Raw genomic sequence first — 22,567 nt, 5'->3', positions numbered from 1 at the left:
TTAGGAGGCAGTCTAGGGACGATGGTTCGATCGATGTGCCCGAAAAGTCGGTTGGTTCTATCGTCTAGTTGGATAAATGGCGCTGCTGCCAATAGCGCCGCGCCTGCTCGAATGCCGCTTCGCGCGTCTGCCCCAGCCCGCGCAATGCCAGGGCCATGGTGGCGATTACCGCCAGTTCGCCGTAAGCGTCTTCTTCGCTGCCGTTCCAGACCGCGAGCAGATGCTGTGGCTCCAGGCGCTCCGGTTTCACGTGGCGGCGTTCGGACAGTGGCGGCCATTCCTCGTCCCAGGCGATACCGGCGCGGGTGCCGTAGAGGTGGGAGAGGTTGTCCGGATTCATTTCGACTTCGCCGCCTTCGCCCTTGATGACGATGGCGTTGTCGCCCAGCAGCGTGCTGGCCTGGCGGTGGGTGTCCTGGTAGCCGGGGTGGAAGATGCTCTGCAGGCCGCAGCGGGCGCCCAGCGGGTTGAGGAGGCGCGCCAGCGAGTGGATCGGCGAACGCAGCCCGAGCAGGTTGCGCATGTCGATCATGCGCTGCAAGACCGGCATCCAGGCGCCGAGGGGAATGAAGGCGATGTGCTCGCGCTCGATTGTCGCCGCGACCTGTTCCCAGCCCTCGCAGTGGCGGATGCCGAGCAGCTGCAGCTGCTGTTCGGTGTAGATGCGCCCGGCGGTGTGCGCGCCGCCGCCGTGCAGCAAGATACGCATACCGTTGGCGGCCAGGCACTTGGCCGCCAGCAGATACCAGGGCAGGTGGCGCTTCTTGCCGGCATAGCTCGGCCAGTCCAGGTCGACCTCGACGGCGGGGATGGGCAGGCGCTCGCGCACGGCGTCGGTGAAGCCGGCCAGCTCTTCGGCGCACTCTTCCTTGTGCCGCAGCAGCATCAGGAAGGCGCCCAGCTGGGCGTCCTCGACCTTGCCGTCGAGCAGCATGCCCATGGCCTCGCGGGCTTCTTCACGGGTCAGGTCGCGCGCGCCGCGCTTGCCCTTGCCGAGAATGCGCACGAAGGGGGCGAAAGGGTGTTCTGCTGGGGTTTCGAGGCTCATAGGCAATTGCTCGGCTTCGGCAGCCCGGCCAGCTTGGCGGCCAGCTTGGCGGGGGTGCCCTTGAATAGACGATTGAGGTAAAGGCTGTTGCCCTTGTCCGGCCCCAGCTTCAAGGCGGTGTATTTGATCAGCGCTCGCGTCGCCGGCGAAAGCTGGAATTCGGCGTAGAACTCGCGCAACAGGCGGAGGATCTCCCAGTGCCCGGCTTCCAGCGGCAGTTCCTCCCGTTCGGCCAGCGCCTGGGCCACGGCTTCGCTCCAGTCCTGCAGGTCGAGCAGGAAACCGTCCTTGTCCAGGGCGATCTGGCGCCCCTCCACGTGCAGGCTGTTCATAACCAGCTGTTGGTTCGCGGATAGCGGCAGGTCAGCTCGACGAAGCCGGGGTAATCCAGCAGGCCCACGCGCGCCGGCAGCGCGCCGAGTGCGCGGGCCTGGACATCCTCCTCCAGGGCGAACACGGCGACGCCTGCGGGCAGCCGCTGCAGCGCCTCGCAAGGACCGCTACCGGCGCGCAGGGCATAGGTGGCGTCGCCAGTCAGCAGCAGGGCGTCGTCGCCGGCCAGCAGTTGCAGGCAGCTCGTCAGCCGGCTGTCGGCGAACGGCGAATGGGAAAGCAGGTGCAGGGTCGCCATCAGATCGTGATCACATGGTCGTAGCGGTTGATGAGGGCGCGCAGGCCGGCCTCGTCGAGGACTTCGACGGGCAAGGGCAGCGCCTGTTCGTCGAGGCCGCGCTCGGCAAGGCTGTGGCGTGCGACGTAGAGCGATTCGATACCGAACAGCGGCAGCGCCTGCAGGTTGGCGGTCAGGTCCTTCTGCTCGAGTTGCGCCGGTTGCTGGGCGGCGGCGAGCTGGAACACGCCGTCATCGAGGAACAGCAGCCCCAACGGCAGTTCGAAGGCGCCGCCGGCCAGCACGACGTCCAGCGCCTCACGGGCCGACGGCCCGGACCAGGGCGCCTGGCGGCTGATGATGAGCATCGAGCGGGCCATCAGTGACCTCCGAAGCAGACCAGGCGGTCGGCCTGCTGCGCTGCTTCATGCAGCTGGCCGAGGCCGGACAGCTCCCAGCCTTCCGCCAGGTTCGCGGCCGGACGCTGGTAGCGTTGCGCTTCGCTCTCATCCAGCACGCCGCGGCGCAGCCCGGCGGCGATGCAGACCACGCCGTCGAGCTGGTGGGTGGTGACGAAGCGGCTCCACTCGGCCGCCACATCCAGTTCATCCTGTGCCGCCACGACATTCGCCGAGGCCGTGTGCACGCCGTCCTGATAGAAGAACAGGCGGACGATCTGGTGCCCGCCGGCGAGCACCGCTTCGGCGAAGCGCAGCGCCCGGCGCGCGGCCGGCGAGTGGGGTGGGGCGAACAGGGCGATCGTGAATTTCATCGGGGCACCATTGCGAAACAGCCGACATGATACGCCAGCTGCGGGGCGCGTAGGTTGGGTCGGGCTGCGTTCCGCTGAGCAGCGAAGCGACGAAGCCCAACAAGTTTCATGCCGATCCCCGTTGGACTTCACTGCGCTCAGCGCCAACCTGCCTGCGAGCATGAAAAAAGCCCGCCGAAGCGGGCTCGTTGCAGGCCGTGGCGGATCAGTCGTCGCCGCCGAAGATGCCCAGCAGTTGCAGCAGGCTGAGGAACAGGTTGTACAGCGAGACGAACAGGCTGATGGTCGCCATGATGTAGTTGCGTTCGCCGCCATGGATGATGGCGCTGGTCTGGAACAGGATGCACGCCGAGGAGAACAGCACGAAGCCGGCGCTGATCGCCAGCTGCAGGCCGGTGATCTGGAAGAAGAAGCCGGCCAGCATGGCGCCGATCAGCACGAAGAAGCCGGCGGTGATGAAGCCGCTGAGGAAGCTCATGTCCTTGCGGGTGATCAGTACGTAGGCCGAGAGACCGAAGAACACCAGCGCGGTCATCGACAGCGCCGAGCTGATCAGCTCGCCACCGTTGGCCAGGCCCAGGTACATGTTGAGGATCGGGCCGAGGGTATAGCCCATGAAGCCGGTCAGGGCGAAGGTGGAAAGCAGGCCCCACGCCGAGTTGCGCAGTTTCGCGGTGAGGAAGAACAGCCCGTAGAAGCCGATCAGCACCACGAAGATGCTCGGGTAGGCGGCGTTGGCCTGCATGGCCAAGTAGGCGACCAGGCCACTGAAGGCGAGCGTCATGGCCAGCAGCCCATAGGTGTTGCGCAGGACCTTGCTGACCTCACGCTGCTCGACCTGCGCGTGGCTAAGCGCGTATTCGTGTTCGTGCATGGCGACACTCCTTGGATGAAATCAAGCCTGGGACGATTTGTCCCGGATCATAGCAGAGGCAAGTTCGATGCCCAGCATCAGTGTTTGACAGTGTATTTCTATCCGGTACTATTGCGCCGCCTTATGGAAGTGTGGCCGAGTGGTTGAAGGCAGCGGTCTTGAAAACCGCCGAAGGGGAGACCCTTCCCAGAGTTCGAATCTCTGCGCTTCCGCCATATTCAGCGAAAAGCCCCTGAGCCAGATTCAGGGGCTTTTTCGTTTCTGCCCGCAGCTGGCTCAGGATTGCCCGGGAGGCCTGGCCGCCAGCAGGTCCATCAGGCCGTCGCCCAGCTGCTCGGCCTGTTCGCGCAAGGAAAACAGCTTCGGCGAGAACAGCCAGGTGTGGGTGATGCCCATCAGGCTGGAATAGAGCAGCACCGCCAGCGAGCGCGGAGGTTGCTGCGCGCCGATGCGTTGTTCGCGCTGGGCCTGTTCGATGAGCTCTTCGAGCAGCTGCACCATGTCGCGGGTCAGCTTGCGCTCGCGTTTGAGGGTGCTGGCCATCTGCGCGGTGAGTTCGGTCTTGTTCAGCAGGATCTCGAAGGACTGGCGATACCAGCGGTCTTCCAGCAGCAGGCGGAACCACTCGCGCACGAAGTGCCCGATGGCGGCGAGCGGGTCCGCGCCCAGCTTCCGGCTGCGTTCGATCAGCCGTTCCAGCGGTTCCTGGGAGAAGGTCAGCACCGCCTGGTACAACTCGTCCTTGTTCTTGAAATGCCAGTAGATAGGGCCGCGGCTGAAGCCGGCGGCCTGGGCGATCATCGCCAGCGTGGTGTTCGAATAACCGTTGCGGCTGAACAGCTCGAGCGCCGCGGCGATCACCTTGCGGCGGGTTTGTTCGGCGTCTTCTTTGGTACGGCGCATGGGGCTCCTCGAAATGCGCAGCGGCCACGCAGCGTGCCGTTGGCGGGCGCTGCGTGGCAAGCTTTCATAGCGCGCCGTCGGCGGCCAGCTGCATGTAGGTGGTGTCGAAGCGCAGCTTGAGATTGCCCTGCTCACCGAGCGCGCCGGCCGGCATGGCGATGCCGACGAAATCCGCCGAATCGGCGCCGTCGCCCAGCAGGCCGTGGTCGAAGGAGAACTTGCGCACGCTGTCCATCGCCTCGTAGGCCGGCTCGCCAGAGATGAAGGCGACCGCTTCGGCCGGCTGGTAGAACATGTGGGTGCCTTTAAGTTGCGCCTCGTAGCCGGCCTGGTCGGTGCCGGAGGCTGCGCCCAGTTGCGCGCGCAGCTCGGCGCCTTGCGGCGTGTCGCTGGCCATGATCGCCATCACCTCGTACCAGGCGCCGGTGACCGCCTTGCCGAAGGCGGGGTTGTCGGCCAGGGTCTCGCTGTTGACGATCAGCAGGTCCTTGACGTGGCCCGGCACGCTGGCCGAGTCGAACACCTGGTGCGCGTCCGGTGCGGCGGCGACCTCCTGCAGCAGCGGGCTCCAGGTCGCCACGTTACGCACGTCGGCGGTGCCGAAGGCGGCGACGATGTCGGCGTCCGAGGTGTTGACCACCTGTACATCCTTCTCCGACAGGCCGACGCTGTCCAGCGCCTTGGCCAGGATGTAGTGCGATACCGACAGCTCGACCAGGTGCACCTGCTGGCCCTTGATCTGCTTGAGGTCATCGGTGCCCTTCATCACCAGGCCATCGTTGCCGTTGGAGTAGCTGCCGACGATCAGCGCGGTGGTGTCGACGCCACCGGCCGCCGGGATCGACAGCGCATCCATGCTGGTGGCGACCACGCCGTCGAACTGGCCGGCGCTGTACTGGTTGATGGACTCGACGTAGTCATTGATCTGGCTGATGTTCACCTCGATCCCGTACTTGTCGGCCCACTTCTTCATGATTCCCGACTCGTCGGCGTACTTCCAGGGCATCCAGCCGACGTAGATGGTCCAGGCCAGGTTGAAGGTCTTTTTCTCCTCGGCCTGGGCCAGCGGGGCGAGGGCGGCGAGGGCGATGGCCCCGGCGCAGAACAGCTTCTTCATGATCTTGCCGTGCATGGTGAGACTCCCTATTTCAGAAAAACTTCAGGTAGCGCTGGATTTCCCAGTCGGAAACGTGGGTGTGGTAGGCATTCCATTCGTCGCGCTTGAAGTCGACGAAGGCCTGGTACATGGCGTCGCCGAACACCTGGCGCGACAGCGGGTCGGCCTCGAAGGCGTCGATGGCTTCGCTGAGGGTGCGCGGCAGGGTCTCGATGCCCATCTGCGCCACTTCCCGTTCGCTGTAGTGGTACATGTTCTCGCGATGCGGCTGGCCGGGGTCGAGTCGGTCGCGGATGCCCTCCAGGCCGGCGGCGAGGATCATCGCGGCGCCGAGATAGGGGTTGCAGCCGATGTCGGCGGCGCGGCATTCGACCCGTGCGCCCTGGGATGGGATGCGCAGCATGTTGGTGCGGTTGTTGTTGCCGTAGCAGCAGAACACCGGCGCCCAGGTCGAGCCGGACATGGCGCCCTTGCGGATCAGCCGCTTGTAGCTGTTGACTGTAGGCGCGATGACCGCGCAGATCGCCTTGGCGTGCTTCAGCACCCCAGCGATGAAGTGGTAGGCCAGCGGGGTCACGCCGCAGCCGTAGGGGTCTTCGCCGTCGACCTCGAACAGGTTCTTGCCGGTCTCGATGTCGGCGAGCGACATGTTGTAGTGCGCGCCGCTGCCGGTGCGGTTGGCCGAGGGCTTGGGCATGAAGGTGGCGAAGGCGCCGTGCTTGCGGGCGATCTCGCCCGCCATCATGCGGAAGAACACGAAGCGGTCGGCCATGCCGAGGGCGTCGGTGTACTTGAAGTCGGTTTCGAACTGGCCGTTGGCGTCTTCGTGGTCGAAGGAGTAGACGCCCCAGCCCATCTCGTTCATCGCCTCGACCAGCTCGTCGACGATGGGCAGGTTGTCCATCAGCAGGCGCGGGTCGTAGCAGGGCTTGGCCATGTCGTCGCGCGCGGAAATCGGCGCGAAGCCGCCATCCGGGGTGTCCTTGAACAGGAAGAATTCGGTCTCGATGCCGAGGTTGAAGGTGTAACCCAGCGCCGCAGCGGCTTCGGTCTGGCGCTTGAGGATGCCGCGCGAGCAGGCGTCGAAGGGCTTGCCGTCCAGGTAGAGGTCGCTGGCGAACCAGGCGAGATCGCGGTTCCAGCTGCACTGGGTGGCGGTTGCCGGGTCTGGCATCGCGGCCACCTCGTTGTCGCTGATGTCCTGCGGCACGCCGTCCAGCGCCGCACCGGTGTAGAGCTCGGAGCCTCGGAGCATCTGGCCGAGATGGGCGATGGGGACGAACTTGCCCTTGATCACGCCGTGGATGTCGACGTAGCTGGCCATCGCGTACTTCACACCCTTGTCCTGCAACTGTTGTTTCAACTCCTCGACGGAGGAGAGGGGAAAGCTGGTCATCGGCTTGCGCTCCTTGGAGTCATGAATGGCGGCCGGGGGCCGCTGGCACGATTCCTTCATCCAATATACATGCCAGCGTGTATAGAAATGGGCCACCGCTGGTGCCGCCTGGCCCCCGATGCACCGATGCAGGAGTCACGCAGATGCTTGAAATAAAAAGGGAAAAGAAATTTTTCGCGCTGGGCGAAATGCGCCTGGAAAGCGGCGAGCGCCTGCGCAACGCGCGGCTCTGCTATCAGGTGGTGGGCACGCCGAACCGTGCGCGGGACAATCTGGTGCTGATTCCGAGCTACTACGGTGGTACACATTGGGGCAGCCTGCCCCTGCTTGGTGCAGGCGGGCCGCTCGGAACCGGCGACTATTGCGTGGTGCTGACCGATCTGCTGGGCGCCGGCTGGTCGACGTCGCCGAGCAACGCGGCGCCCGGACAGGAGGCGGCAGGCTTTCCGCAGCTCAGTCTGCTGGACAACGTGCGAGTGCAGAAGGCGCTGCTCGACCGGCTGTACGGTGACGACTGGCAGCTCGCCCTGGTGACCGGCTGGTCCATGGGCGGCATGCAGACGCTGTTCTGGGCGATGGCCTATCCGGAGCGGATGCGCGCCATCCTGCCGTTCTGCTGCACGGCGCACTGCTGGCCGCACAACCGGGTGTTCCTGGAAGGGGTGAAGGCGGCGCTTTGCGCCGATGCTGCCTGGCTGGGCGGACGCTACACCACGCCGCCCGAGCGGGGCTTGCGCGCCTTCGGCCGGGCCTATGCCGGCTGGGCCTATTCCCAGGCGTTCTTCCGTCGCGAGCTGTGGCGTGACCTCGGCTTCGAGAGCCTCGAGGCGCTGCTCGACTACTGGGAGCGCGACCATCTGGAGCAGGACGCCAACGACCTGCTCTGCGTGCTGCACAGCTGGCAGTCGGCCGACCCGGCGCGCAGCTTCGGTGTCGCTTCGCTGGCCGAGGCGCTGGGGCGCATCCAGGCGCGCGCGATCCTCATGCCCGGCAGCAGCGACCTGTATTTCACCGTCGAGGACGCCCGCTACGAGACCTCGCTGATCCCGGGTGCCGAGCTGCGGGTGCTCGAATCGGACTGGGGCCATTGCGCCGGTGGGCCGGGGCGCGAGCCGCAGGCGATGGCGCAGGTTTTCGCGGCGATGCGGGAGCTTCTTGGCCAGCCGTGGGGGTGATCGAGTCCCGAGGTACCGCGCACCGGGCGTTGGGCTTCGCTGCGCTCAGCGCCAACCTGCGGTCCGATCGGCTTCTGCCATGGCATGAATCTGGCTAGTGGCTTAGTGCCATCTCCGCCTCCGGGCGGATGCGCAGTTTGGCAATCCCTCCTTCCATGTGCGGATACATGATGCCAACAGCCTCGATCGATACCCTCTGGGTAGTGCTATGCGCCGGCCTGGTGTTCAACATGCAGATCGGCTTCCTCTGCCTCGAAGCGGGGCTGACCCGCAGCAAGAACGCCATCAATGTCGCGACCAAGAACATGGTCGACCTGTGCATCGCGCTGATGGCCTACTGGCTGTTCGGTTTCGCGCTGATGTTCGGCGCCAGCCACTACGGCCTGGCCGGGAGCGGGCTGTTCCTCACTTCCTTCGCCATCGACGAGAGCTGGTCGCTGGCGTTCTTCCTGTTCCAGGCTATGTTCTGCACCACGGCAGCGACCATCGTTTCCGGCGCCGCGGCGGAGCGGATGCGCTTCAACGCCTACCTGATCGTCGCCGCGTTGTCGGCCGGGTTGATCTACCCGCTGTTCGGCCACTGGGCCTGGGGCGGCGCCTTCCGCGAAGGGCAGGGTTGGCTGGCCGGGCGCGGTTTCGTGGATTTCGCCGGCTCCACCGTGGTGCATGGTGTCGGCGGCTGGATCGCGCTGGCGACGGTGATGGTCATCGGGCCGCGTTCGGGGCGCTTCGATCCGGCCTGGCGGCGGCGCGGCATGCCCGGTTCGAACCTGCCGCTGGCGATGCTCGGCGGCCTGCTGCTGCTGTTCGGCTGGTTCGGTTTCAATGGCGGCAGCACGCTGGCATTCGACCTGCGCGTGCCCGGCATCATCGTCAATACGGTGCTGGCCGCCATGGCTGGCATCGCGACGGCAATGGCGGTGTCCTGGTGGCGCCATGGCTACGTCGAACCGGTGCTGCCGCTCAACGGCATGCTGGCCGGGCTGGTGGCGATCACTGCTGGCGCGCATGCCGTCAGCGTGCCGGCCGCGATCCTGATCGGCCTGGGCGGTAGCCTGACCATGTGCCTGGCCGAGCGGCTGCTGCTGCACTGGCGCATCGACGATGTGGTGGGGGCGGTGCCGGTGCATCTGGCCGCCGGCGTCTGGGGCACCCTGGCCGTGGCGCTGCTCGGCGACCCGCTGTTGCTGGGCACCGGCCTCGGCCGTGGCGAGCAGTTGCTGGTGCAGGTCGAAGGGGTGCTGGCCTGCGCCCTCTGGGCCTTCGGGCTGACCTACCTGTTGTTGCGGCTGATCGATCGCCATTACCCGCTGCGGGTCGATCCGGAAGACGAGCGCATCGGTCTGAACGTCAGCGAGCACGGCGCGCGCACCGAGCTGATCGAACTGCTCGACGCCATGGACGAGCACCAGCGCCAAGGCCAGTTCCACCGTGAGGTCGAGGTCGAGCCGTTCACCGAGGTGGGGCAGATCGCCGCGCAGTACAACAAGGTCATCCGCGCGCTGCGCAGTGCGGTGGCGAAGACCCAGAGCATCGTTCGCGACATCCGCGACGGCATCGTCACCTATACCGGCGACGGCGTGCTGACCAGCTGCAACCCCGGCGCCGAGCGCCTGCTGGGCCTGCCCGCCGAACATATCGTCGGCCAGCCGCTGCAGCGCTTCATCGCCTGTGGCTCGCCCTGGTCCGGCGCGTTGCTGCCGCCGATGGGCGGCGAGGTCACCTGCGAGCTGCTGCTGCACGGCCGCGACGGCCAGCCGTTCGCGGCCGAACTGACCGCCAGCCAGGGCGACGCCCAGGAAGTCTATGTGTGCACCGTGCGCGACATCACCGAGCGGCGGCGCATCGAGGAGCAGCTGTTCGCCGAAAAGCGCCTGGCCCAGGTGACGCTGGCGTCCATCGGCGACGGCGTGATCACCACTGACCGCGAAGGGCATGTGCGCTATCTCAACCCCAGCGCCGAACAACTGACCGGCTGGCAGCAGGAGCAGGCGCGGGATCTGCCGCTGGAAGAGGTCTACCGGGTATTCGACGAGACCTCCGGCGCGCGCCTGCCCACGGCCGCCGGCGAGGCGCTGCGCCGGCGCAGCGATGCCAGCGGCCATGCCGAACGACCGCCGGGCATTCTCGAGCGGCGCGACAACAGCCGCATCGCGATCCAGGACGCGCTGGCGCCGATCCGCGATTCGGACGGCACGGTCATCGGCCTGGTGCTGACCTTTCGCGACGTCACCGTCACCCGCCAGCTGGCGCGCAAGCTGACCTTCCAGGCCAACCACGACAACCTCACCGGCCTGGTCAACCGCTCGGCGTTCGAACGCCAGCTCGAACGGTTGCTGCGCGAACAGCCGGAGGACGGCCGCGAACACGTGCTCTGCTACATGGACCTCGACCAGTTCAAGGTGGTCAACGACACCTGCGGGCATGCCGCCGGCGACGAGCTGCTGCGCCAGCTGGGACGCCTGCTGAAGACGCGCATGCGCAGCACCGACGTGCTCGCGCGCCTGGGCGGCGACGAGTTCGGCATCCTCTTTCTCGATTGCCCGCTGCAGCAGGCGGTGCTGATCGCCGAGGGCATTCGCCGCGCCGTGGACGAATTCCGCTTCAACTGGGAGGGCAAGAGCTTCGCCATCGGCGCCAGCATCGGCCTGGTTGGCATCGATGCCAACGCGCGCAGCCTCGGCCCGCTGCTCGGCGCGGCGGACAGCGCCTGCTACGCGGCGAAGGAGGGCGGGCGCAACCGGGTGCATGTCTACCAGGCCGACGACCAGCAACTGCTGGAACGCCGCGGCGAGATGCAGTGGACCCATCGTCTGCGCCAGGCGCTGGACGGCGACCGTCTGCGGCTGTACGTGCAGCCGATCGTTTCCTCGTGCCAACCGGATGACCTGCCGCGCTACGAAGTGCTGGTGCGCATGCTTGGCGAGGACGGCAGCATCATCCCGCCCGGGGCCTTCATGCCGGCGGCCGAGCGCTACGACCTGGCGCCGGCGGTGGACCGCTGGGTGGTGGGCAACTTCCTCGCCTGGGTCGGCGATCTGTGCCGGCGGCAGAAGGAGGCGATCGGGCATTATTCGATCAATCTCTCGGCGATGTCGCTGGGCGAGGAGAGCTTTCTCGAATTCATCCTGGCGGCTATCGAGCGCCACCGGATACCCAGCGAATGCCTGTGCTTCGAGGTGACCGAAACGGCGGCCATCGCCAATCTCAGCCGCGCGATGAAGTTCATCGAGCAGCTCAAGGCGGCCGGCTGCAGCTTCGCCCTCGACGACTTCGGCTCCGGCCTGTCGTCCTTCGGCTACCTGAAGACGCTGCCGGTGGACTACCTGAAGATCGACGGCGTGTTCGTCCGCGACATCGAGCACGACCCCATCGCCCGCGCCATGGTGGCCTCGATCAATGCCATCGGCCACGAGATGGGGTTGCAGACGGTGGCCGAGTTCGTCGAATCGCAGGCCATCCTCGACCGCCTGCAGGAGATCGGCGTGGACTTCGTGCAGGGCTATCACCTGGGCCGGCCGCGACCGCTGACCGAGCTGTCCGGGGTGCGGATGATGCCGCGCTGAGCAGGCTTCAGCCGGCCACGGCGCTGAGCTTGGCCAGCTGTTCCAGATCGGTCTGCATGCCCGACGTCTCGCGGATACGGGCGAGGATCTCGCGCTTGAGCTCGGTGAATTCCGGCGCAAGCTTCATGTCCTGGTGGCGCTGGGCCGGCAGCGGCACCTCGTAGATCGAATCGATGCGCCCGGGGCGTGGCGCCATCAGCACGATGCGGCTGCCCAGATAGATGGCCTCCTCGACATCGTGGGTGACGAACAGGATGGTGCTCTTCTCCAGCCGGTGCACGTGACGGATCAGGTCGTGCATGACTTCGCGGGTCTGCGCATCCAGCGCGCCGAACGGCTCGTCCATCAGCAGTGTCGCGGGCTTGGGCAGCAGCGCGCGGGCGATGGCGACGCGTTGCTGCATGCCGCCGGAGAGCTGGCTGGGGTAGGCATCGGCGAAGCGCGTCAGGCCCATCAGGTTGAGCAGGGCATCGGCGCGGCCGGCGGCGGACTCCACGTCTCCATCGTGGCGCACGGTGTCGCCGATCACCTTGAGCTGGCGGCAGAACTTGATGTTCTGCATCACCGTCAGCCAGGGGTAGAGGCTGTAGTGCTGGAAGACCATGGCGCGGTCGACGCCGGGGCCGTCGATGGGCCTGCCGTCGAGCAGGATTTCGCCGCGGCTCAGCGTCTCCAGCCCGGCGATGATGCGCAGCAGGGTGGACTTGCCGCAGCCCGAGGCGCCGACGAAGGTGACGAACTCATTGGGCTGGATATCCAGGTCGATCGACTGCAGCGCCTGCACCTTGCGGCGCTCGCTGACGAAGGTCTTGCCGACCTGGCGTACACGAATCTTGGCATCGGACATGGTCATTTCCTCATCCAGGGAAAGGCGCGGCGGTGCAACCAGCGGAAAGCCTGGTCGGTGAGCAGGCCGATGAGACCGATCAGCAGGATGCCGGCGAAGATCTTGTCGGTGTGCATGTAACGCTGCGCCTTGAGGATGGCGTAGCCGAGGCCGGAGTTGGCCGCGACCAGTTCGGCCACCACCAGGTAGGTCCAGGCCCAGCCGCAGGTGATGCGCAGGGTGTCGAGCAGCGCCGGCTTGGCCGACGGCAGGATCACCAGCTTGACGATCTCGCTGCGGTTGGCGCCCATGGTCTGCGCCGCCTCGATCTGCGCCATGGGTACGCGGCGCACATCCTCGGCGACCATCAGCACCATCTGGAAAAAGGTGCCGATGAAGATGATCAACACCTTGGAGCCTTCGTCGATGCCGACCCAGAGCATCACCAGCGGAATGAACGCCACCGCCGGCATGTAGCGGATGAAGTCGGTGAGCGGTTCGAGAAAAGCCTGCACCGGCCGGTAGGTGCCGATGTACAGCCCCAGTGGCAGGGCGATCAGCGCCGAGGCGCCGAAGCCCGCCATGACCCGCCAGACGCTGATGCCGATGTCTCCCAGCAGCCCCTCGCTGGTCCACCAGCGGCCGATGCGCTCGAGCACTGCGCCGGGGCTGGGCATGAACATCGGGTCGGCCAGGCCGAGCGCGGTCCACAGCCACCAGACGACGAAGGGCAGGCTCAGCCCGGCGCCGGTCAGCAGCCAGGCGCTGCGCCGCGAGAGGTCGCCGCGAATGCGCCAGAAGCTGCTTTTGCGTACCAGCGATACGCTCGGTTCGGCGGGCGCGGTCCGGCTCGTTTGCTCGACGCCGGGCGTGGCAATGGTGATCTGCGCGGTCATGCGGGCACCTCCAGGGGCGTGCTGGAAAGGGGAAGCTCGGCGCGCTGCCAGCCGCCGCTCGGCACATAGCGGCCCAGCCGCGCCAGGTCTTCGTCAGGCAGGCTGGCCGGATCGGCGAAGCGCCAGTAGCTGGGCAGCAGCGCATCGCCGACACGCCCCGGCAGTGTCGAATGGGTGATCTGCCAGGGCGTGGCGCCGTTGCGATGGCGGCCGAAGGAGAGTTCGAAGGCCAGCAGCCGCGGTCGCAGCGCGGGGCCGACCGCGGCCAACTGGTCGCGCAGGTGACTGCCGTCCGGCGAGAGCGGCAGCGGGCGATCGGCGGCGAACAGGAAGTAGTCGCCCGCCACCAGCAGGCAGGCCTGGCGCGAGGGCTGCCCGGCAGCTTCAAGCCAGAGCCCCCAGTTGACCCCATCCGATTCCGGTACCTGCTGCCAGATTTCGTGATAGCTGCCGTCCAGCCCGTCTTCCAGCAGTCGCTCCGGGGTCTCGAAGCGCATCAGGCCGATATCCGCGGGGCCGCCCGGCGGCTGGAAGTCGATCAGGCGATGCCACTGGCAGATATCGCCGTTGACCTCGGTGATGCCGGCGAAGCCAGCCTGTTCGCTCAGCGCCAACTGCTGGGCATGGCTGCAGGTTTCCAGCGAGGCTGCCGGTGCCACGGGGTGCGGCCGCGGCAGGCGCAGGTCGGCGTGCAGGCTGGCGGTCTGCAGCCAGTAGACTTCGCTGGTTTCGTCGCGCAGGCCGGCCGTGGTGGTCAGCAGGCGACGGCGCCAGACGCCGAGATAGCCATCGGGAACGCTCTTCATGCGTGGTACTCCGGGAAGCGTCTGAGGGTGCGCCAGAAGGCCATGTCGTGATTCGGCCAGATTTCGGCGTCGGTCTCGGCAGCGGTCGCCTTGAGCTTGCGGATGCTGGCCAGCGCCAGGTCTTCGCGGTCCTGCCAGCAGAGCCCGGGCGCGACTTCATCGATCAGGTTCTCGTGCAGGTCCGCAGCATCCCCGGCGAGAATCACCGGCTTGCCGTGTGGCAGCTCGATCAGCAGCGACATGTGGCCGGCGGTGTGTCCGGGGGTATTGATGGCGCGCAGTCCGGGCAGCAGCTCGTATTCGGCGCGCTGTAATTTCCAGCGATGCTCGCCGGCAAAGTCATCGGCGAAGTAGGCGTCGTCCGCCTGGGCACGGGCGGCGGTGAGTTCCGCTTCGTGCACATGCACGTCGCAGCCACACAACTCGCACAGGCCACCGGCGTGATCGAAATGCAGATGGCTGAGGAACACGAGATCGATATCGGCGGGTGACAGCCCGTGCCGGGCGATGTGAGCGGGTAGCCGCTGCTCCTCGGTCATCTCGGGCGGCCCCATGGGAAACTCCAGCGGATCGAACCAGCGTGCACGCAGTTGCGGATCGCTGAGCTTGGCGTAGTCGCAGCCGACATCGAACAGCACGCGACCCTGTCGGGTTTCGATAAGAAAGGCGAGGATCGGCGCGTCGATCAGCGTGCCCTGGCCGCGATTACGGGTAGAGATCGACTTGTCGTAGCGATGCGTGGCAGTCAGCAGCGGCCAGAGCTTCAGTACATCGGTCATGCGGCACTCTCCAGACGCCGGAGCAGGCTGGCGCTGTCGATCACGCTGCCGAACAGGCCGCCTTCCACCTCGATCATCGCCAGCGCAGCCGCATGCAGTTGCGGGTCGGACGAGGCGCAGGCGTCGCGGACGGTCAGGCAGTCGAAGCCAAGGTCGATGGCCTGGCGCAGCGTCGAGGCGACGCAGACCTCGGTGGTCACGCCGGTCAGGATCAGCCGCTCGATACCGCGGCGGCGCAGGATCAGTTCGAGATCGGTATGGGCGAAGGCGCTGTAGCCCGGCTTGTCGATCACCGGCTCGCCGGCGCGCGGTTGCAGCTCGTCGATCAGGTCATGACCGAATTCGCCGCGCACCAGCAGGCGGCCGAGGGGGCCGGGGCTGCCGATGGCAGCGCCGGTGGCCTGGGCACGGCGGCGTTTGGGCTCGGGCAGGTCGGAAAGATCCGGTCGATGGCCTTCACGGGTGTGCACCACCAGCATGCCCACGCCGCGCGCGCGATCCAGCAGTGCCTGGATCGCCGGGATCGGCGCGCGCAGGCGGCTGACGTCCATGCCGGCCTGGTCGGCGTATCCGCCCAGCGCGCAGAAGTCGCGCTGCATGTCGATCACCAGCAACGCCGTATGCTCGAGGAACAGCGGGTTCGTCGTCAGGCTCACAGGGCGAACTCCTTGCACACCGCGGCGGCGATGCCTTCGACGATGTCGTGGGCCAGCCGCTGGCCTTTCGCCGCGCTGGAGCCTCTGGCCGAGGACAGCACCCCGGAGGGCGGCACCCATTCGGTACGGGTGGGGTACATGTCGTAGGGCGGAAAGTCGGCCGGGGCGTCGTCGGGAATCTTCTCCAGCGCGACCAGTTGCGGATGGAAATGCAGCATCAGCGAGGTCTCGATCACCGCGGCATGCTCCAGCGCGAAACCGGGAAAGCCTTCCGGGAAGATGTCGGTCAGGGTCTGCTCGTGGCAGAAATCCCAGTGCTCCAGGCGCATCACCTCCAGCCCAGCGTCCGGCCCGAGGTCGCGCAGCGCCAGCTGGATGCCCTCGGCGACGAACCACTGGTTCTCGTAATGGCCGAGCACCAGCACCAGGCGGCGCACACCGTGGCGATGGAACTCACGCACGGCGTCGCGCACCAGGGCGCTCAAGGTCGCGCCATCCAGGCTGGTGGTACCGCAGAAGTGCTGGCCGCCGCCGCATTTCGGCTGCGACTTGTAGCCGTATGACAGCGCCGGCGCCACCAGCCCGCCGACTCGTGCTGCCACATCGGCGCTGATGGCACTGGCCAGCAGCGCGTCGGTGCCCAGCGGCAGGTGCGGGCCATGCTGCTCGGTGGCGCCGCAGGGCAGAAAGACCACGGCGCCTTCGCGCACGCGGCGTTCGTAATCGACCCAGCTCAGTTGATCCATGTGCACGGTCATGCGCAGGTGCTCCTTGTCGCGATTGAAAGGGGACGTTCCGGCCAGCCGGCGATCAGCGCGGCGGTGGTGATCAGGGCGGCGCCGAGCCATTCGTTCGGGCCGATGACGTGGCTGCCGAACCAGGCGGACGACAGCACCGCGGCGATCAGCTCGAACACCACCAGCACCGCGGCGCGGCCGGCTTCCAGATGCGTCAGGCCGTACTGCACGGCGGCCATGCTGACCAGCCAGCCGAGCGCGAGCAGGGCGATCTGCCAGCTCAGGGTCAGATCAAGGGGCGGAAGTGGCTGGCGCAGCAGCAGGCAGAACAGCCCACCGAGCAGCGCGCTGCCGACGAAGCTGACCAGCGCCTTGCTCGCCAGCGGCACCCGGTCAGCAGCGCGGGTGGCGAGGTTGTTGAGGCTGAAGGCGAGGCCGGCGGATAGCGCCAGCCAGTCGTTCGCGCCCGGCGCGTCCAGGGCTTCGCCCGTGATGCCGAGGGTCAGGCCGATGCCCAGCATCGCCAGCCCTAGGGCGAACAGCCGCGTGCCGCTGAGGCGTTCGCCCAGCAGCAGCCAGCCGCCGACCATCGCCCACACCGGCGCCAGGTAGAACAGCAGCATCACCCGCACCACGTTGCCGTCAGCCAGGGCCGTGACCAGTGCTGCGGTGGCCCAGCCGCCGCACAGGCCCATGGTGAGTACCTGGCGATACTGGCTCGCCCACTGCCGGCGCTGCTGCCAGAGCACCGGTAGCGCCAGCAGGCTGAGCAGCGAATAGGTCAACAGCACCAGCAGCATGCCGGCCAGACCGCGGGCAGCGAAGAACTGCAGCGGCAGCCAGCCCAGGCCCCACATGATGGCGCCGCCGATCAGCATGCCCTGCGGCATCAGGCTGTTCATGCGCCCATCCAGGAGCCGCCATTGGGCCCGAGCAGCTGTCCGGTGAAATAGCTCGCCTGCGGCGAAAGCAGGAAGACGATGGCCGCCGCGACTTCCTCCGGCGTGCCCAGGCGCGCCATGGGGATCGCCAGCTCCTTGGCCATCCACTCGTCGCTCATGTGCTCCGGGCTGACCATCGCCGTGGCGATGGGGCCGGGTGCGACGCCATTGATGCGGATGCCGTCTGCAGCGAATTCGCGGGCCAGTGAGCGGGTCAGGCCGATCACCCCGGCCTTGGCCGTGCAGTAGGCGACGTACTGTTCGCGGCCGAGAAATCCGAGGTCCGAGGCGACATTGACGATGGCGCCGCTGCGCCGCGGCTGCATGTGTGCCAGTGCATGGCGGCAACAGCGGTAGACGCCGGCGAGATCGACGCCCAGCACCCTTGCCCAGTCGGCCTCGCTGGTTTCGAGAAAGGGCTTTTCCAGGATCACCCCGGCGTTGTTGACCAGCAGATCCAGCGGTCCCTGCGCCTCGATGGTCTCGAACATTGCCGCGACCGCGGCCGGATCGCTGACATCGGCCTCGATGGCGCAGGCGCAGCCGCCGCTGGCGATGATCTGTTCGACCACTCGTTCCGCCAGGTCGTGTTGATCGCGATGGTTGATCCAGACCCGCGCGCCTTCGGCGGCCAGCGCGAGTGCGGTGACACGGCCGATGCCGGTCGCTGCGCCGGTGACCAGAGCGGTCTGCCCGGTAAGGATGGCAGCCATCAGTGCATCACCTCGCCGTGGCTGACCGACAGCGCCTGGCCGGTCAGGGCGGCGGCCAGCGGTGAGCCGAGGAACAGGAAGGTGCCGCCCAGATCGGCCGGTGTCAGCAGCTCCGGAATGGCCTGGTTGGCGAGTATCGCCGCCAGCTCGGCGCTGTCGCTGCGGCCGTTGGCGTCCGCCATCACCTGCAGCGAGCGCATGGCCGCATCGGTGCCGATCCAGCCGGGGCACACCGCGTTCACCCGGATGCGCCGCGGGCCCAGCTCCCAGGCCAGCGAGCGGGTCAGGCCGACCACCGCGTGCTTGCTGGCGACATAGGCGGAAAAGCCCGGCACGCCTTTCAGACCCCAGATGGAGGCCTGGTTGATCACGCTGGCGCCGGCGCGCAGGCGTGGCAGCAATGCGCGGGTCAGGCGCTGCATGGAACCGACGTTGTTCTCCAGCAGGGCCGACCAGCGCTGGTCGGCCTCGACGCTGCACTCGCCCAGCGGCGTGGCGAATTCGACGCCGGCGTTGTTGACCACCACGTCGGCATGCAGCCCGCGGCAGGCGAGATCGTCGGCGTATTGGCGTACCGCCTGATGGTCGCCGAGGTCCAGCGCCGTACAGTGCAATGGTGTATCGGCGCCGAGCTCATCGGCGAGCCGGGCGAGCGCCTCGGCGTCACGGTCCAGCAGCTCCAGGGTGGCGCCGGCGGCGGCGAAGCTCTGCGCCAGGCCCCGGCCGATGCCCCCGGCGGCGCCGGTGATGACCACGCAACGGCCTCGGTAATCCAGTGCCTTGTGCATGTCACACCGCCGTCAGGAACGAGACGCCCACGGCGCCGTAGAAGTTGTCGGCCTTGTTCGGCCCTTCGCTGACCACGCCGTAGTCATCGTCCAGCACGCGGCGCACGCGGTAGCGGTGGAAGCTGCCGAGCAGCTTGCGCATCGGGATGACCTGGTTGTAGGTGCTGCCGTACAGCTCGGCGTGCAGCTTGGGCAGGCGATACCAGGGCGCCACCGGCTTCTCGTGGTGGGCGTTGTGGAAGGAGAAGTTGAGCAGCAGCAGGTTCAGCGCCGGCCAGCGCTCGGAAACCACGTTGCTGTAGGTGTTCTGCTGCTCGTAGCTACGGTCGCGGCGCTTGTCCTCCGGCAGCTTGCCACCATCTTCCAGCACGGCGAAGGCCTCGTAGGTGTGCTGATAGGCATCGGCGAAACGCAGCACGCCGAGCATGATCATCCAGGCCACGGCGTAGAGCAGCACGGCCTTCGGCGAGAGCACCGCGAGCCCGACAAAAAGCAGTGTGCGAATGGCCAGCACCGCGGCGACCTTGCCGCGCCGGGCGCGGTGCTTGTCGTTGTCGGTGATGAAGGGAAGGGCGATCACATAGAAATGCATGATCAGCTCCACCGCCGGCACATAGGCCCATTCCAGCGCCAGCACCAGCTTCTGCAACCACAGCGGGCGTGCCTTGAGGAAGGCCTTGCTGTCGAAGGTGATCACGTCGGCGCGGTCGACGTGGTGGCGCATGTGCTTCTTGCGCAGGTCCTGGAACTCGGCGTAGCAGCTGCCGCACAGCCAGCTGCAGACATTGCCGGCCCATTCGTTGTGCTTGGGCACGCTGAAGATGGCGCCGTGGGCGAATTCGTGGATCAGGTAGGCGGCGATGATCATGCCGTGGGCCAGCAGCAACGTGCCCAGTGCGTTCAGCCAGCCGTTACCGGCGAACAGCAGAGCCAGGCCGCCGCCGTAGGCGAGCGCGGTATAGAGGATCGCCAGCGTGTTGGGCAGGCGGCCATCGGCGTAACGGTACAGAGGTTTGGCAGTCATGGTTTTTCTCCAGCACAGGCGGGCGAGGGCCCGCCCGGCGTCGGCTTACTGGGCGAGCGCTTCGGTGAATTGGGCGTCGTAGGTCTGGCTGAAATCCGGGATGGTCGGGATCTGCCCGTTGTCCTTGAGCAGCTTGGCGATGATCGCGCCGCTGCCATGGAAGGAGTGGGTGTCGTCGCCTGGGGTGAAGCTCTTGCCCATCTCCGCAAGGGGGATGTTGTAGGCGCCGGCCATCTGCTCGACGGCTTCTTCGGCGCTGACGCCCAGCACCTCGCCGATGATCTTCGCCGACTCCTCGGGGTGCGCCTGCATGTAGGCCAGGCCGTCGAGATAGCCCTGGATCATTGCCTTGATGGCGGCGGGCTTCTTGGCGATCACCGCCTCGTCGAACACCAGTACATCGGTGATCAGCCCCGGTGCGTCCTTGGACGAATAGACCACCTTGAACTTGTCGCCGCCGCCCATGGAGAGGATCTGCGAGACGTTGGGCTCGTAGGTCACGCCGACCGGCAGGTTGCCCGAGGCCATGGCGCCGGGGATGCCTTCCGGGGTCATGTTGACGGCGTCGATGTCCTTGTCGCTCATGCCGTTCTGCTGCAGCGCGTAGGCCAGCAGGAAGTCCGAGGGCGACAGCGGATTGAAGCCGACCTTCTTGCCCTTGAAGTCGGCGATGGACTGGATCGACGCGTCGGCGACGATGGCGTCACCGCCGTTGGAGAAGTCGATGGGCATCACCACCCGGTGCTTCAAGCCCTTGGCGACCGAGGCCACCACCTGGTCGTAGGTGAGCATGCCGCCGTCCAGCGCGCGGCTGACCATGGCGGTGGGAATCAGCGCCGGGTCGTTGAAGAACTGCAGGTCCACGTCCAGGCCGTGGGGCTTGAACAGGTCGAGCTTGTCGGCGACGTAGAAGGGGCCATAGCCGGCCCAGACCACGGTGCCGATCTTCAGCTTCTCGGCGGCCTGGCTGGCCAGCGGTGAAAACAACGTCGCGACGGCCAGGCCGGCGGCGAGGAGGGTCTTGTTCAGCGAGCGCAGTGTGGACATGGCGTGATTTCCCTACACATTGGAATGACAGGCACGGGATGACATCGCGTCTCCCGGGCTTTTATCCCTCCGTGTAGTCCCGTCCCTGGGACCGGAGAACTCTCGGACCAGCGCCCACTCCCTGTGAGCCGGAACCCTAGTTCTCCTTGAAGTTGCTCCTGATTGTGCCCAGTGGCCTGTTTGGCAAGTTCAGCTGGTCAATTTCGGCGCCCATGACCCCGCGACTGTGTTGCTGCTCCTCGCCATAGCCCGCTATGACTCGTCGCAGCGCCTTGTCTCGGAACCATGGTCATCCGAACTTGCCTCAACCAACTCACCGCACAGGCCACTAGCGTCATGAGTGCCGGAGGCGACTCATCCCGTTCACCTGTAGCAGAGCAGGTTGCGTGCCATTTTTTCATTTTCGGTATTTGTCGTTTGGATTCAGGTGCTTGGGCGCGATGGGGGGATTTTTTCGCGCAGCCGTGACGCGTGGCGCGTGCGCACAAATGGGGAGGGGTGCGCTGCGATGGTGCTGGTTTTGCCAGCCGGGTCGCGACTCAGAGCGCCTGTTCACGCTCTGCTGCACGTCGGCCCTGCTTCCGCTTCCTCATCTGTTTGATTCGCTGGCGCTCATCCTTCGGGCCAGCCTTCGGCTGTTACTCCCGTTGGTCGTTGCGCCTTGCAGGACCCTCGCTCGCTAGATCGTGAACAGGCTCTCGGGGCGCCGCGGCCCGGCGTCGGGCTTCAGGCGGGCAGCGGTACGTCCGCGCGCAACAGGCCTTCGTCGACCAGCACCCGCCAGAATTCGCCGGGCACATGGCTATCGAGATAATCCATGTACTGCTGCGGCCGCTTGGGGTTCGCCGTGCCGGGGATGACCGAAACCACCACCGGATTGGCCAGGCAGAAGTGCAGGGCGGCGGCGCGCAGGTCGACGCCGCAGCGCTCGGCGATGGCCTCCAGCCGCTGCCGGCGCTCGTCGACGTCAGGCGGAATCCTGTCGTATTCGTAATGGCTGCCGCCGGCCAGCACGCCGGAGTTGAACGGCCCGCCGACGACGATGCCGACCCCGCGTTCGCGACAGCTCGGGAACAGCGTATCCAGCGCTTCGTCATGCTCGAGCAGCGAATAGCGCCCCGCCAGCAGGAATACGTCGGGATCGCTCTGTTCCAGGGCCATGTGGCAGGGTTCGACCCGGTTGACTCCCAGCCCCCAGCCGCGAATCTCGCCCTCGTCACGCAGTTGCGTGAGCGCCTTGGCCGCACCGTCCATGGCCTGCTGGAAGTAGTCGCGCCACTGCGGGCCCCACTGGTCCTCGGAGACGTCATGGATGAACACCATGTCGAGGCGCTCGACGCCCATGCGCTTGAGGCTGTCCTCGATGGAGCGGCGTGCGCCGTCGGCGGAATAGTCCGGCACGCGCCGGTTGGGCAGTTCGTCGACGAAGGGCTTGGCGTTTTCCGGCTGCTCGGCTGGCCGTAGCAGGCGGCCGACCTTGCTGCTCAGCACGAATTCGTCGCGCGGCTTGTGGCTGAGCAGGCGACCGAAGCGCGCTTCGGCGAGGCCGGCGCCGTAATGCGGGGATACGTCGTAGTAGCGGAAACCGGCGTCCCACGCGGCGTTGAGCGTGGCGTCGGCGGTTTCCTCGCTGATCGGGTGGAACATGTTGCCCAGCGGCGCGCCGCCGAGGCCGATGCGTGGCAGGGTGATACGCATGACGGTCCTCCTTCGATGCAGCCGAGGCCGAGATCGGCCGGGTATTGCATGGGAGGACAACGCCGAACGGATGTTCCGGACCGTGAAGAGCGAACGTTCGGCCGCTCACGGGTAGGTTGGTGCTGAGCGCAGCGAAGCCCAACTGGGATGGGGATATGACCATGTTGGGCTTCGTCGCTGCGCTCCTCAACCCAA

Annotated in this window: 23 protein-coding genes, 1 tRNA gene and 1 riboswitch; of the genes, 3 read left to right on the top strand and 21 right to left on the bottom strand. The window is 66.8% G+C overall.

Annotated features, from left to right (window positions below; all coding sequences use genetic code 11):
* Positions 1-64: 64 nt before the first annotated feature.
* The 6 genes from CXK94_RS09475 to CXK94_RS09450 form a co-directional block, all read right to left on the bottom strand.
* Positions 65-1,048, bottom strand: a complete 984-nt coding sequence (locus tag CXK94_RS09475; RefSeq protein ID WP_102894137.1) for a glycosyl transferase family protein — start codon at positions 1,046-1,048, stop codon at positions 65-67.
* Positions 1,045-1,380, bottom strand: coding sequence for a TusE/DsrC/DsvC family sulfur relay protein (locus tag CXK94_RS09470; RefSeq protein WP_102894136.1), 336 nt, complete (start codon positions 1,378-1,380; stop codon positions 1,045-1,047). The genes CXK94_RS09475 and CXK94_RS09470 overlap by 4 nt, the downstream gene beginning before the upstream one ends.
* Entirely contained in the window at positions 1,377-1,679 is a 303-nt protein-coding gene (gene tusB, locus CXK94_RS09465) for a sulfurtransferase complex subunit TusB (RefSeq protein WP_102894135.1), read from the bottom strand. Before tusB ends, CXK94_RS09470 begins: the two co-directional genes overlap by 4 nt.
* The gene (tusC, locus tag CXK94_RS09460) at positions 1,679-2,038 is read right to left on the bottom strand and encodes a sulfurtransferase complex subunit TusC (RefSeq protein ID WP_102894134.1); all 360 of its coding nucleotides are present in this window, start codon (positions 2,036-2,038) and stop codon (positions 1,679-1,681) included. The genes tusB and tusC overlap by 1 nt, the downstream gene beginning before the upstream one ends.
* A complete protein-coding gene (gene tusD, locus CXK94_RS09455) occupies positions 2,038-2,430 on the bottom strand; it encodes a sulfurtransferase complex subunit TusD (protein ID WP_102894133.1) in 393 nt (130 codons plus the stop codon). Before tusD ends, tusC begins: the two co-directional genes overlap by 1 nt.
* A gap of 205 nt (positions 2,431-2,635) precedes the next feature.
* Positions 2,636-3,304 carry a Bax inhibitor-1/YccA family protein gene (locus CXK94_RS09450; RefSeq protein ID WP_102894132.1) on the bottom strand — a complete coding sequence of 223 codons (669 nt, stop codon included), beginning with the start codon at positions 3,302-3,304 and terminating at the stop codon, positions 2,636-2,638.
* Between the two features lie 125 nt (positions 3,305-3,429).
* Between CXK94_RS09450 and CXK94_RS09445 the strand changes: the two genes are divergently transcribed.
* Positions 3,430-3,519, top strand: a tRNA-Ser gene (locus tag CXK94_RS09445).
* A 61-nt stretch (positions 3,520-3,580) separates the two neighbouring features.
* Here CXK94_RS09445 and CXK94_RS09440 read toward each other — a convergent pair.
* From CXK94_RS09440 to glnT, 3 genes are all read right to left on the bottom strand, one after another.
* On the bottom strand, positions 3,581-4,207 hold the full coding sequence (locus CXK94_RS09440; RefSeq protein WP_102894131.1) for a TetR family transcriptional regulator: 627 nt from the start codon (positions 4,205-4,207) through the stop codon (positions 3,581-3,583).
* A gap of 64 nt (positions 4,208-4,271) precedes the next feature.
* Positions 4,272-5,339 (bottom strand): putative urea ABC transporter substrate-binding protein, encoded by a 1,068-nt coding sequence (locus CXK94_RS09435; RefSeq protein WP_102894130.1) that lies wholly within the window; start codon positions 5,337-5,339, stop codon positions 4,272-4,274.
* A 16-nt stretch (positions 5,340-5,355) separates the two neighbouring features.
* On the bottom strand, positions 5,356-6,720 hold the full coding sequence (gene glnT, locus CXK94_RS09430; protein ID WP_102894129.1) for a type III glutamate--ammonia ligase: 1,365 nt from the start codon (positions 6,718-6,720) through the stop codon (positions 5,356-5,358).
* 143 nt (positions 6,721-6,863) lie between these two features.
* Between glnT and CXK94_RS09425 the strand changes: the two genes are divergently transcribed.
* Positions 6,864-7,895 (top strand): alpha/beta fold hydrolase, encoded by a 1,032-nt coding sequence (locus CXK94_RS09425; protein WP_102894128.1) that lies wholly within the window; start codon positions 6,864-6,866, stop codon positions 7,893-7,895.
* Between the two features lie 167 nt (positions 7,896-8,062).
* Positions 8,063-11,461, top strand: a complete 3,399-nt coding sequence (gene amt, locus CXK94_RS09420) for an ammonium transporter (RefSeq protein ID WP_102894127.1) — start codon at positions 8,063-8,065, stop codon at positions 11,459-11,461.
* A gap of 7 nt (positions 11,462-11,468) precedes the next feature.
* Here the strand turns inward: amt and CXK94_RS09415 are convergent, their stop codons facing one another.
* From CXK94_RS09415 to CXK94_RS09360, 12 genes are all read right to left on the bottom strand, one after another.
* Positions 11,469-12,308, bottom strand: coding sequence for an ABC transporter ATP-binding protein (locus CXK94_RS09415; RefSeq protein WP_177325803.1), 840 nt, complete (start codon positions 12,306-12,308; stop codon positions 11,469-11,471).
* Between the two features lie 2 nt (positions 12,309-12,310).
* A complete protein-coding gene (locus tag CXK94_RS09410) occupies positions 12,311-13,105 on the bottom strand; it encodes an ABC transporter permease (protein ID WP_423835238.1) in 795 nt (264 codons plus the stop codon).
* A gap of 74 nt (positions 13,106-13,179) precedes the next feature.
* The gene (locus tag CXK94_RS09405; RefSeq protein ID WP_102894125.1) at positions 13,180-13,989 is read right to left on the bottom strand and encodes a hypothetical protein; all 810 of its coding nucleotides are present in this window, start codon (positions 13,987-13,989) and stop codon (positions 13,180-13,182) included.
* Positions 13,986-14,768: an N-acyl homoserine lactonase family protein gene (locus CXK94_RS09400; RefSeq protein ID WP_102894124.1), complete on the bottom strand. Its 783-nt coding sequence runs from the start codon at positions 14,766-14,768 to the stop codon at positions 13,986-13,988. Before CXK94_RS09400 ends, CXK94_RS09405 begins: the two co-directional genes overlap by 4 nt.
* Positions 14,765-15,424 carry a cysteine hydrolase family protein gene (locus CXK94_RS09395; RefSeq protein WP_102894123.1) on the bottom strand — a complete coding sequence of 220 codons (660 nt, stop codon included), beginning with the start codon at positions 15,422-15,424 and terminating at the stop codon, positions 14,765-14,767. Before CXK94_RS09395 ends, CXK94_RS09400 begins: the two co-directional genes overlap by 4 nt.
* Complete coding sequence (locus CXK94_RS09390) at positions 15,421-16,182, bottom strand: creatininase (protein WP_013982704.1); 762 nt, start codon at positions 16,180-16,182, stop codon at positions 15,421-15,423. The genes CXK94_RS09395 and CXK94_RS09390 overlap by 4 nt, the downstream gene beginning before the upstream one ends.
* The gene (locus tag CXK94_RS09385) at positions 16,179-17,063 is read right to left on the bottom strand and encodes a DMT family transporter (protein WP_102894122.1); all 885 of its coding nucleotides are present in this window, start codon (positions 17,061-17,063) and stop codon (positions 16,179-16,181) included. Before CXK94_RS09385 ends, CXK94_RS09390 begins: the two co-directional genes overlap by 4 nt.
* On the bottom strand, positions 17,060-17,815 hold the full coding sequence (locus tag CXK94_RS09380) for an SDR family NAD(P)-dependent oxidoreductase (protein WP_102894121.1): 756 nt from the start codon (positions 17,813-17,815) through the stop codon (positions 17,060-17,062). Before CXK94_RS09380 ends, CXK94_RS09385 begins: the two co-directional genes overlap by 4 nt.
* Entirely contained in the window at positions 17,815-18,603 is a 789-nt protein-coding gene (locus tag CXK94_RS09375; protein ID WP_102894120.1) for an SDR family NAD(P)-dependent oxidoreductase, read from the bottom strand. The genes CXK94_RS09380 and CXK94_RS09375 overlap by 1 nt, the downstream gene beginning before the upstream one ends.
* A 1-nt stretch (position 18,604) precedes the next feature.
* On the bottom strand, positions 18,605-19,627 hold the full coding sequence (locus CXK94_RS09370) for a fatty acid desaturase family protein (protein WP_102894119.1): 1,023 nt from the start codon (positions 19,625-19,627) through the stop codon (positions 18,605-18,607).
* A gap of 45 nt (positions 19,628-19,672) precedes the next feature.
* On the bottom strand, positions 19,673-20,674 hold the full coding sequence (locus CXK94_RS09365; RefSeq protein ID WP_102894118.1) for an ABC transporter substrate-binding protein: 1,002 nt from the start codon (positions 20,672-20,674) through the stop codon (positions 19,673-19,675).
* Positions 20,675-20,722: 48 nt separating this feature from the next.
* Positions 20,723-20,825, bottom strand: a riboswitch (guanidine-I (ykkC/yxkD leader).
* Between the two features lie 575 nt (positions 20,826-21,400).
* Positions 21,401-22,372, bottom strand: coding sequence for an aldo/keto reductase (locus CXK94_RS09360; RefSeq protein WP_037039326.1), 972 nt, complete (start codon positions 22,370-22,372; stop codon positions 21,401-21,403).
* Between the last annotated feature and the right edge of the window lie 195 nt (positions 22,373-22,567).

The sequence above is a fragment of the Stutzerimonas stutzeri genome (genome assembly GCF_002890915.1).
In the GTDB taxonomy this organism is placed as follows: Bacteria; Pseudomonadota; Gammaproteobacteria; order Pseudomonadales; family Pseudomonadaceae; genus Stutzerimonas; species Stutzerimonas stutzeri_AF.
This window is presented reverse-complemented; position numbering and strand designations above follow the sequence as displayed.

Bases quoted from the DNA above. Each gene is read 5' to 3' on its own strand.
- tusC (WP_102894134.1), bottom strand. From the start codon at position 2,038: ATGGCCCGCTCGATGCTCATCATCAGCCGCCAGGCGCCCTGGTCCGGG.
- glnT (WP_102894129.1), bottom strand. From the start codon at position 6,720: ATGACCAGCTTTCCCCTCTCCTCCGTCGAGGAGTTGAAACAACAGTTG.
- CXK94_RS09390 (WP_013982704.1), bottom strand. From the start codon at position 16,182: ATGACCGTGCACATGGATCAACTGAGCTGGGTCGATTACGAACGCCGC.
- CXK94_RS09365 (WP_102894118.1), bottom strand. From the start codon at position 20,674: ATGTCCACACTGCGCTCGCTGAACAAGACCCTCCTCGCCGCCGGCCTG.
- CXK94_RS09405 (WP_102894125.1), bottom strand. From the start codon at position 13,989: ATGAAGAGCGTTCCCGATGGCTATCTCGGCGTCTGGCGCCGTCGCCTG.
- CXK94_RS09385 (WP_102894122.1), bottom strand. From the start codon at position 17,063: ATGAACAGCCTGATGCCGCAGGGCATGCTGATCGGCGGCGCCATCATG.
- CXK94_RS09440 (WP_102894131.1), bottom strand. From the start codon at position 4,207: ATGCGCCGTACCAAAGAAGACGCCGAACAAACCCGCCGCAAGGTGATC.
- CXK94_RS09375 (WP_102894120.1), bottom strand. From the start codon at position 18,603: ATGCACAAGGCACTGGATTACCGAGGCCGTTGCGTGGTCATCACCGGC.
- CXK94_RS09435 (WP_102894130.1), bottom strand. From the start codon at position 5,339: ATGCACGGCAAGATCATGAAGAAGCTGTTCTGCGCCGGGGCCATCGCC.
- CXK94_RS09450 (WP_102894132.1), bottom strand. From the start codon at position 3,304: ATGCACGAACACGAATACGCGCTTAGCCACGCGCAGGTCGAGCAGCGT.
- CXK94_RS09360 (WP_037039326.1), bottom strand. From the start codon at position 22,372: ATGCGTATCACCCTGCCACGCATCGGCCTCGGCGGCGCGCCGCTGGGC.
- tusB (WP_102894135.1), bottom strand. From the start codon at position 1,679: ATGGCGACCCTGCACCTGCTTTCCCATTCGCCGTTCGCCGACAGCCGG.
- CXK94_RS09475 (WP_102894137.1), bottom strand. From the start codon at position 1,048: ATGAGCCTCGAAACCCCAGCAGAACACCCTTTCGCCCCCTTCGTGCGC.
- CXK94_RS09470 (WP_102894136.1), bottom strand. From the start codon at position 1,380: ATGAACAGCCTGCACGTGGAGGGGCGCCAGATCGCCCTGGACAAGGAC.
- CXK94_RS09380 (WP_102894121.1), bottom strand. From the start codon at position 17,815: ATGGCTGCCATCCTTACCGGGCAGACCGCTCTGGTCACCGGCGCAGCG.
- amt (WP_102894127.1), top strand. From the start codon at position 8,063: ATGATGCCAACAGCCTCGATCGATACCCTCTGGGTAGTGCTATGCGCC.
- CXK94_RS09370 (WP_102894119.1), bottom strand. From the start codon at position 19,627: ATGACTGCCAAACCTCTGTACCGTTACGCCGATGGCCGCCTGCCCAAC.
- CXK94_RS09400 (WP_102894124.1), bottom strand. From the start codon at position 14,768: ATGACCGATGTACTGAAGCTCTGGCCGCTGCTGACTGCCACGCATCGC.
- tusD (WP_102894133.1), bottom strand. From the start codon at position 2,430: ATGAAATTCACGATCGCCCTGTTCGCCCCACCCCACTCGCCGGCCGCG.
- CXK94_RS09425 (WP_102894128.1), top strand. From the start codon at position 6,864: ATGCTTGAAATAAAAAGGGAAAAGAAATTTTTCGCGCTGGGCGAAATG.
- CXK94_RS09415 (WP_177325803.1), bottom strand. From the start codon at position 12,308: ATGTCCGATGCCAAGATTCGTGTACGCCAGGTCGGCAAGACCTTCGTC.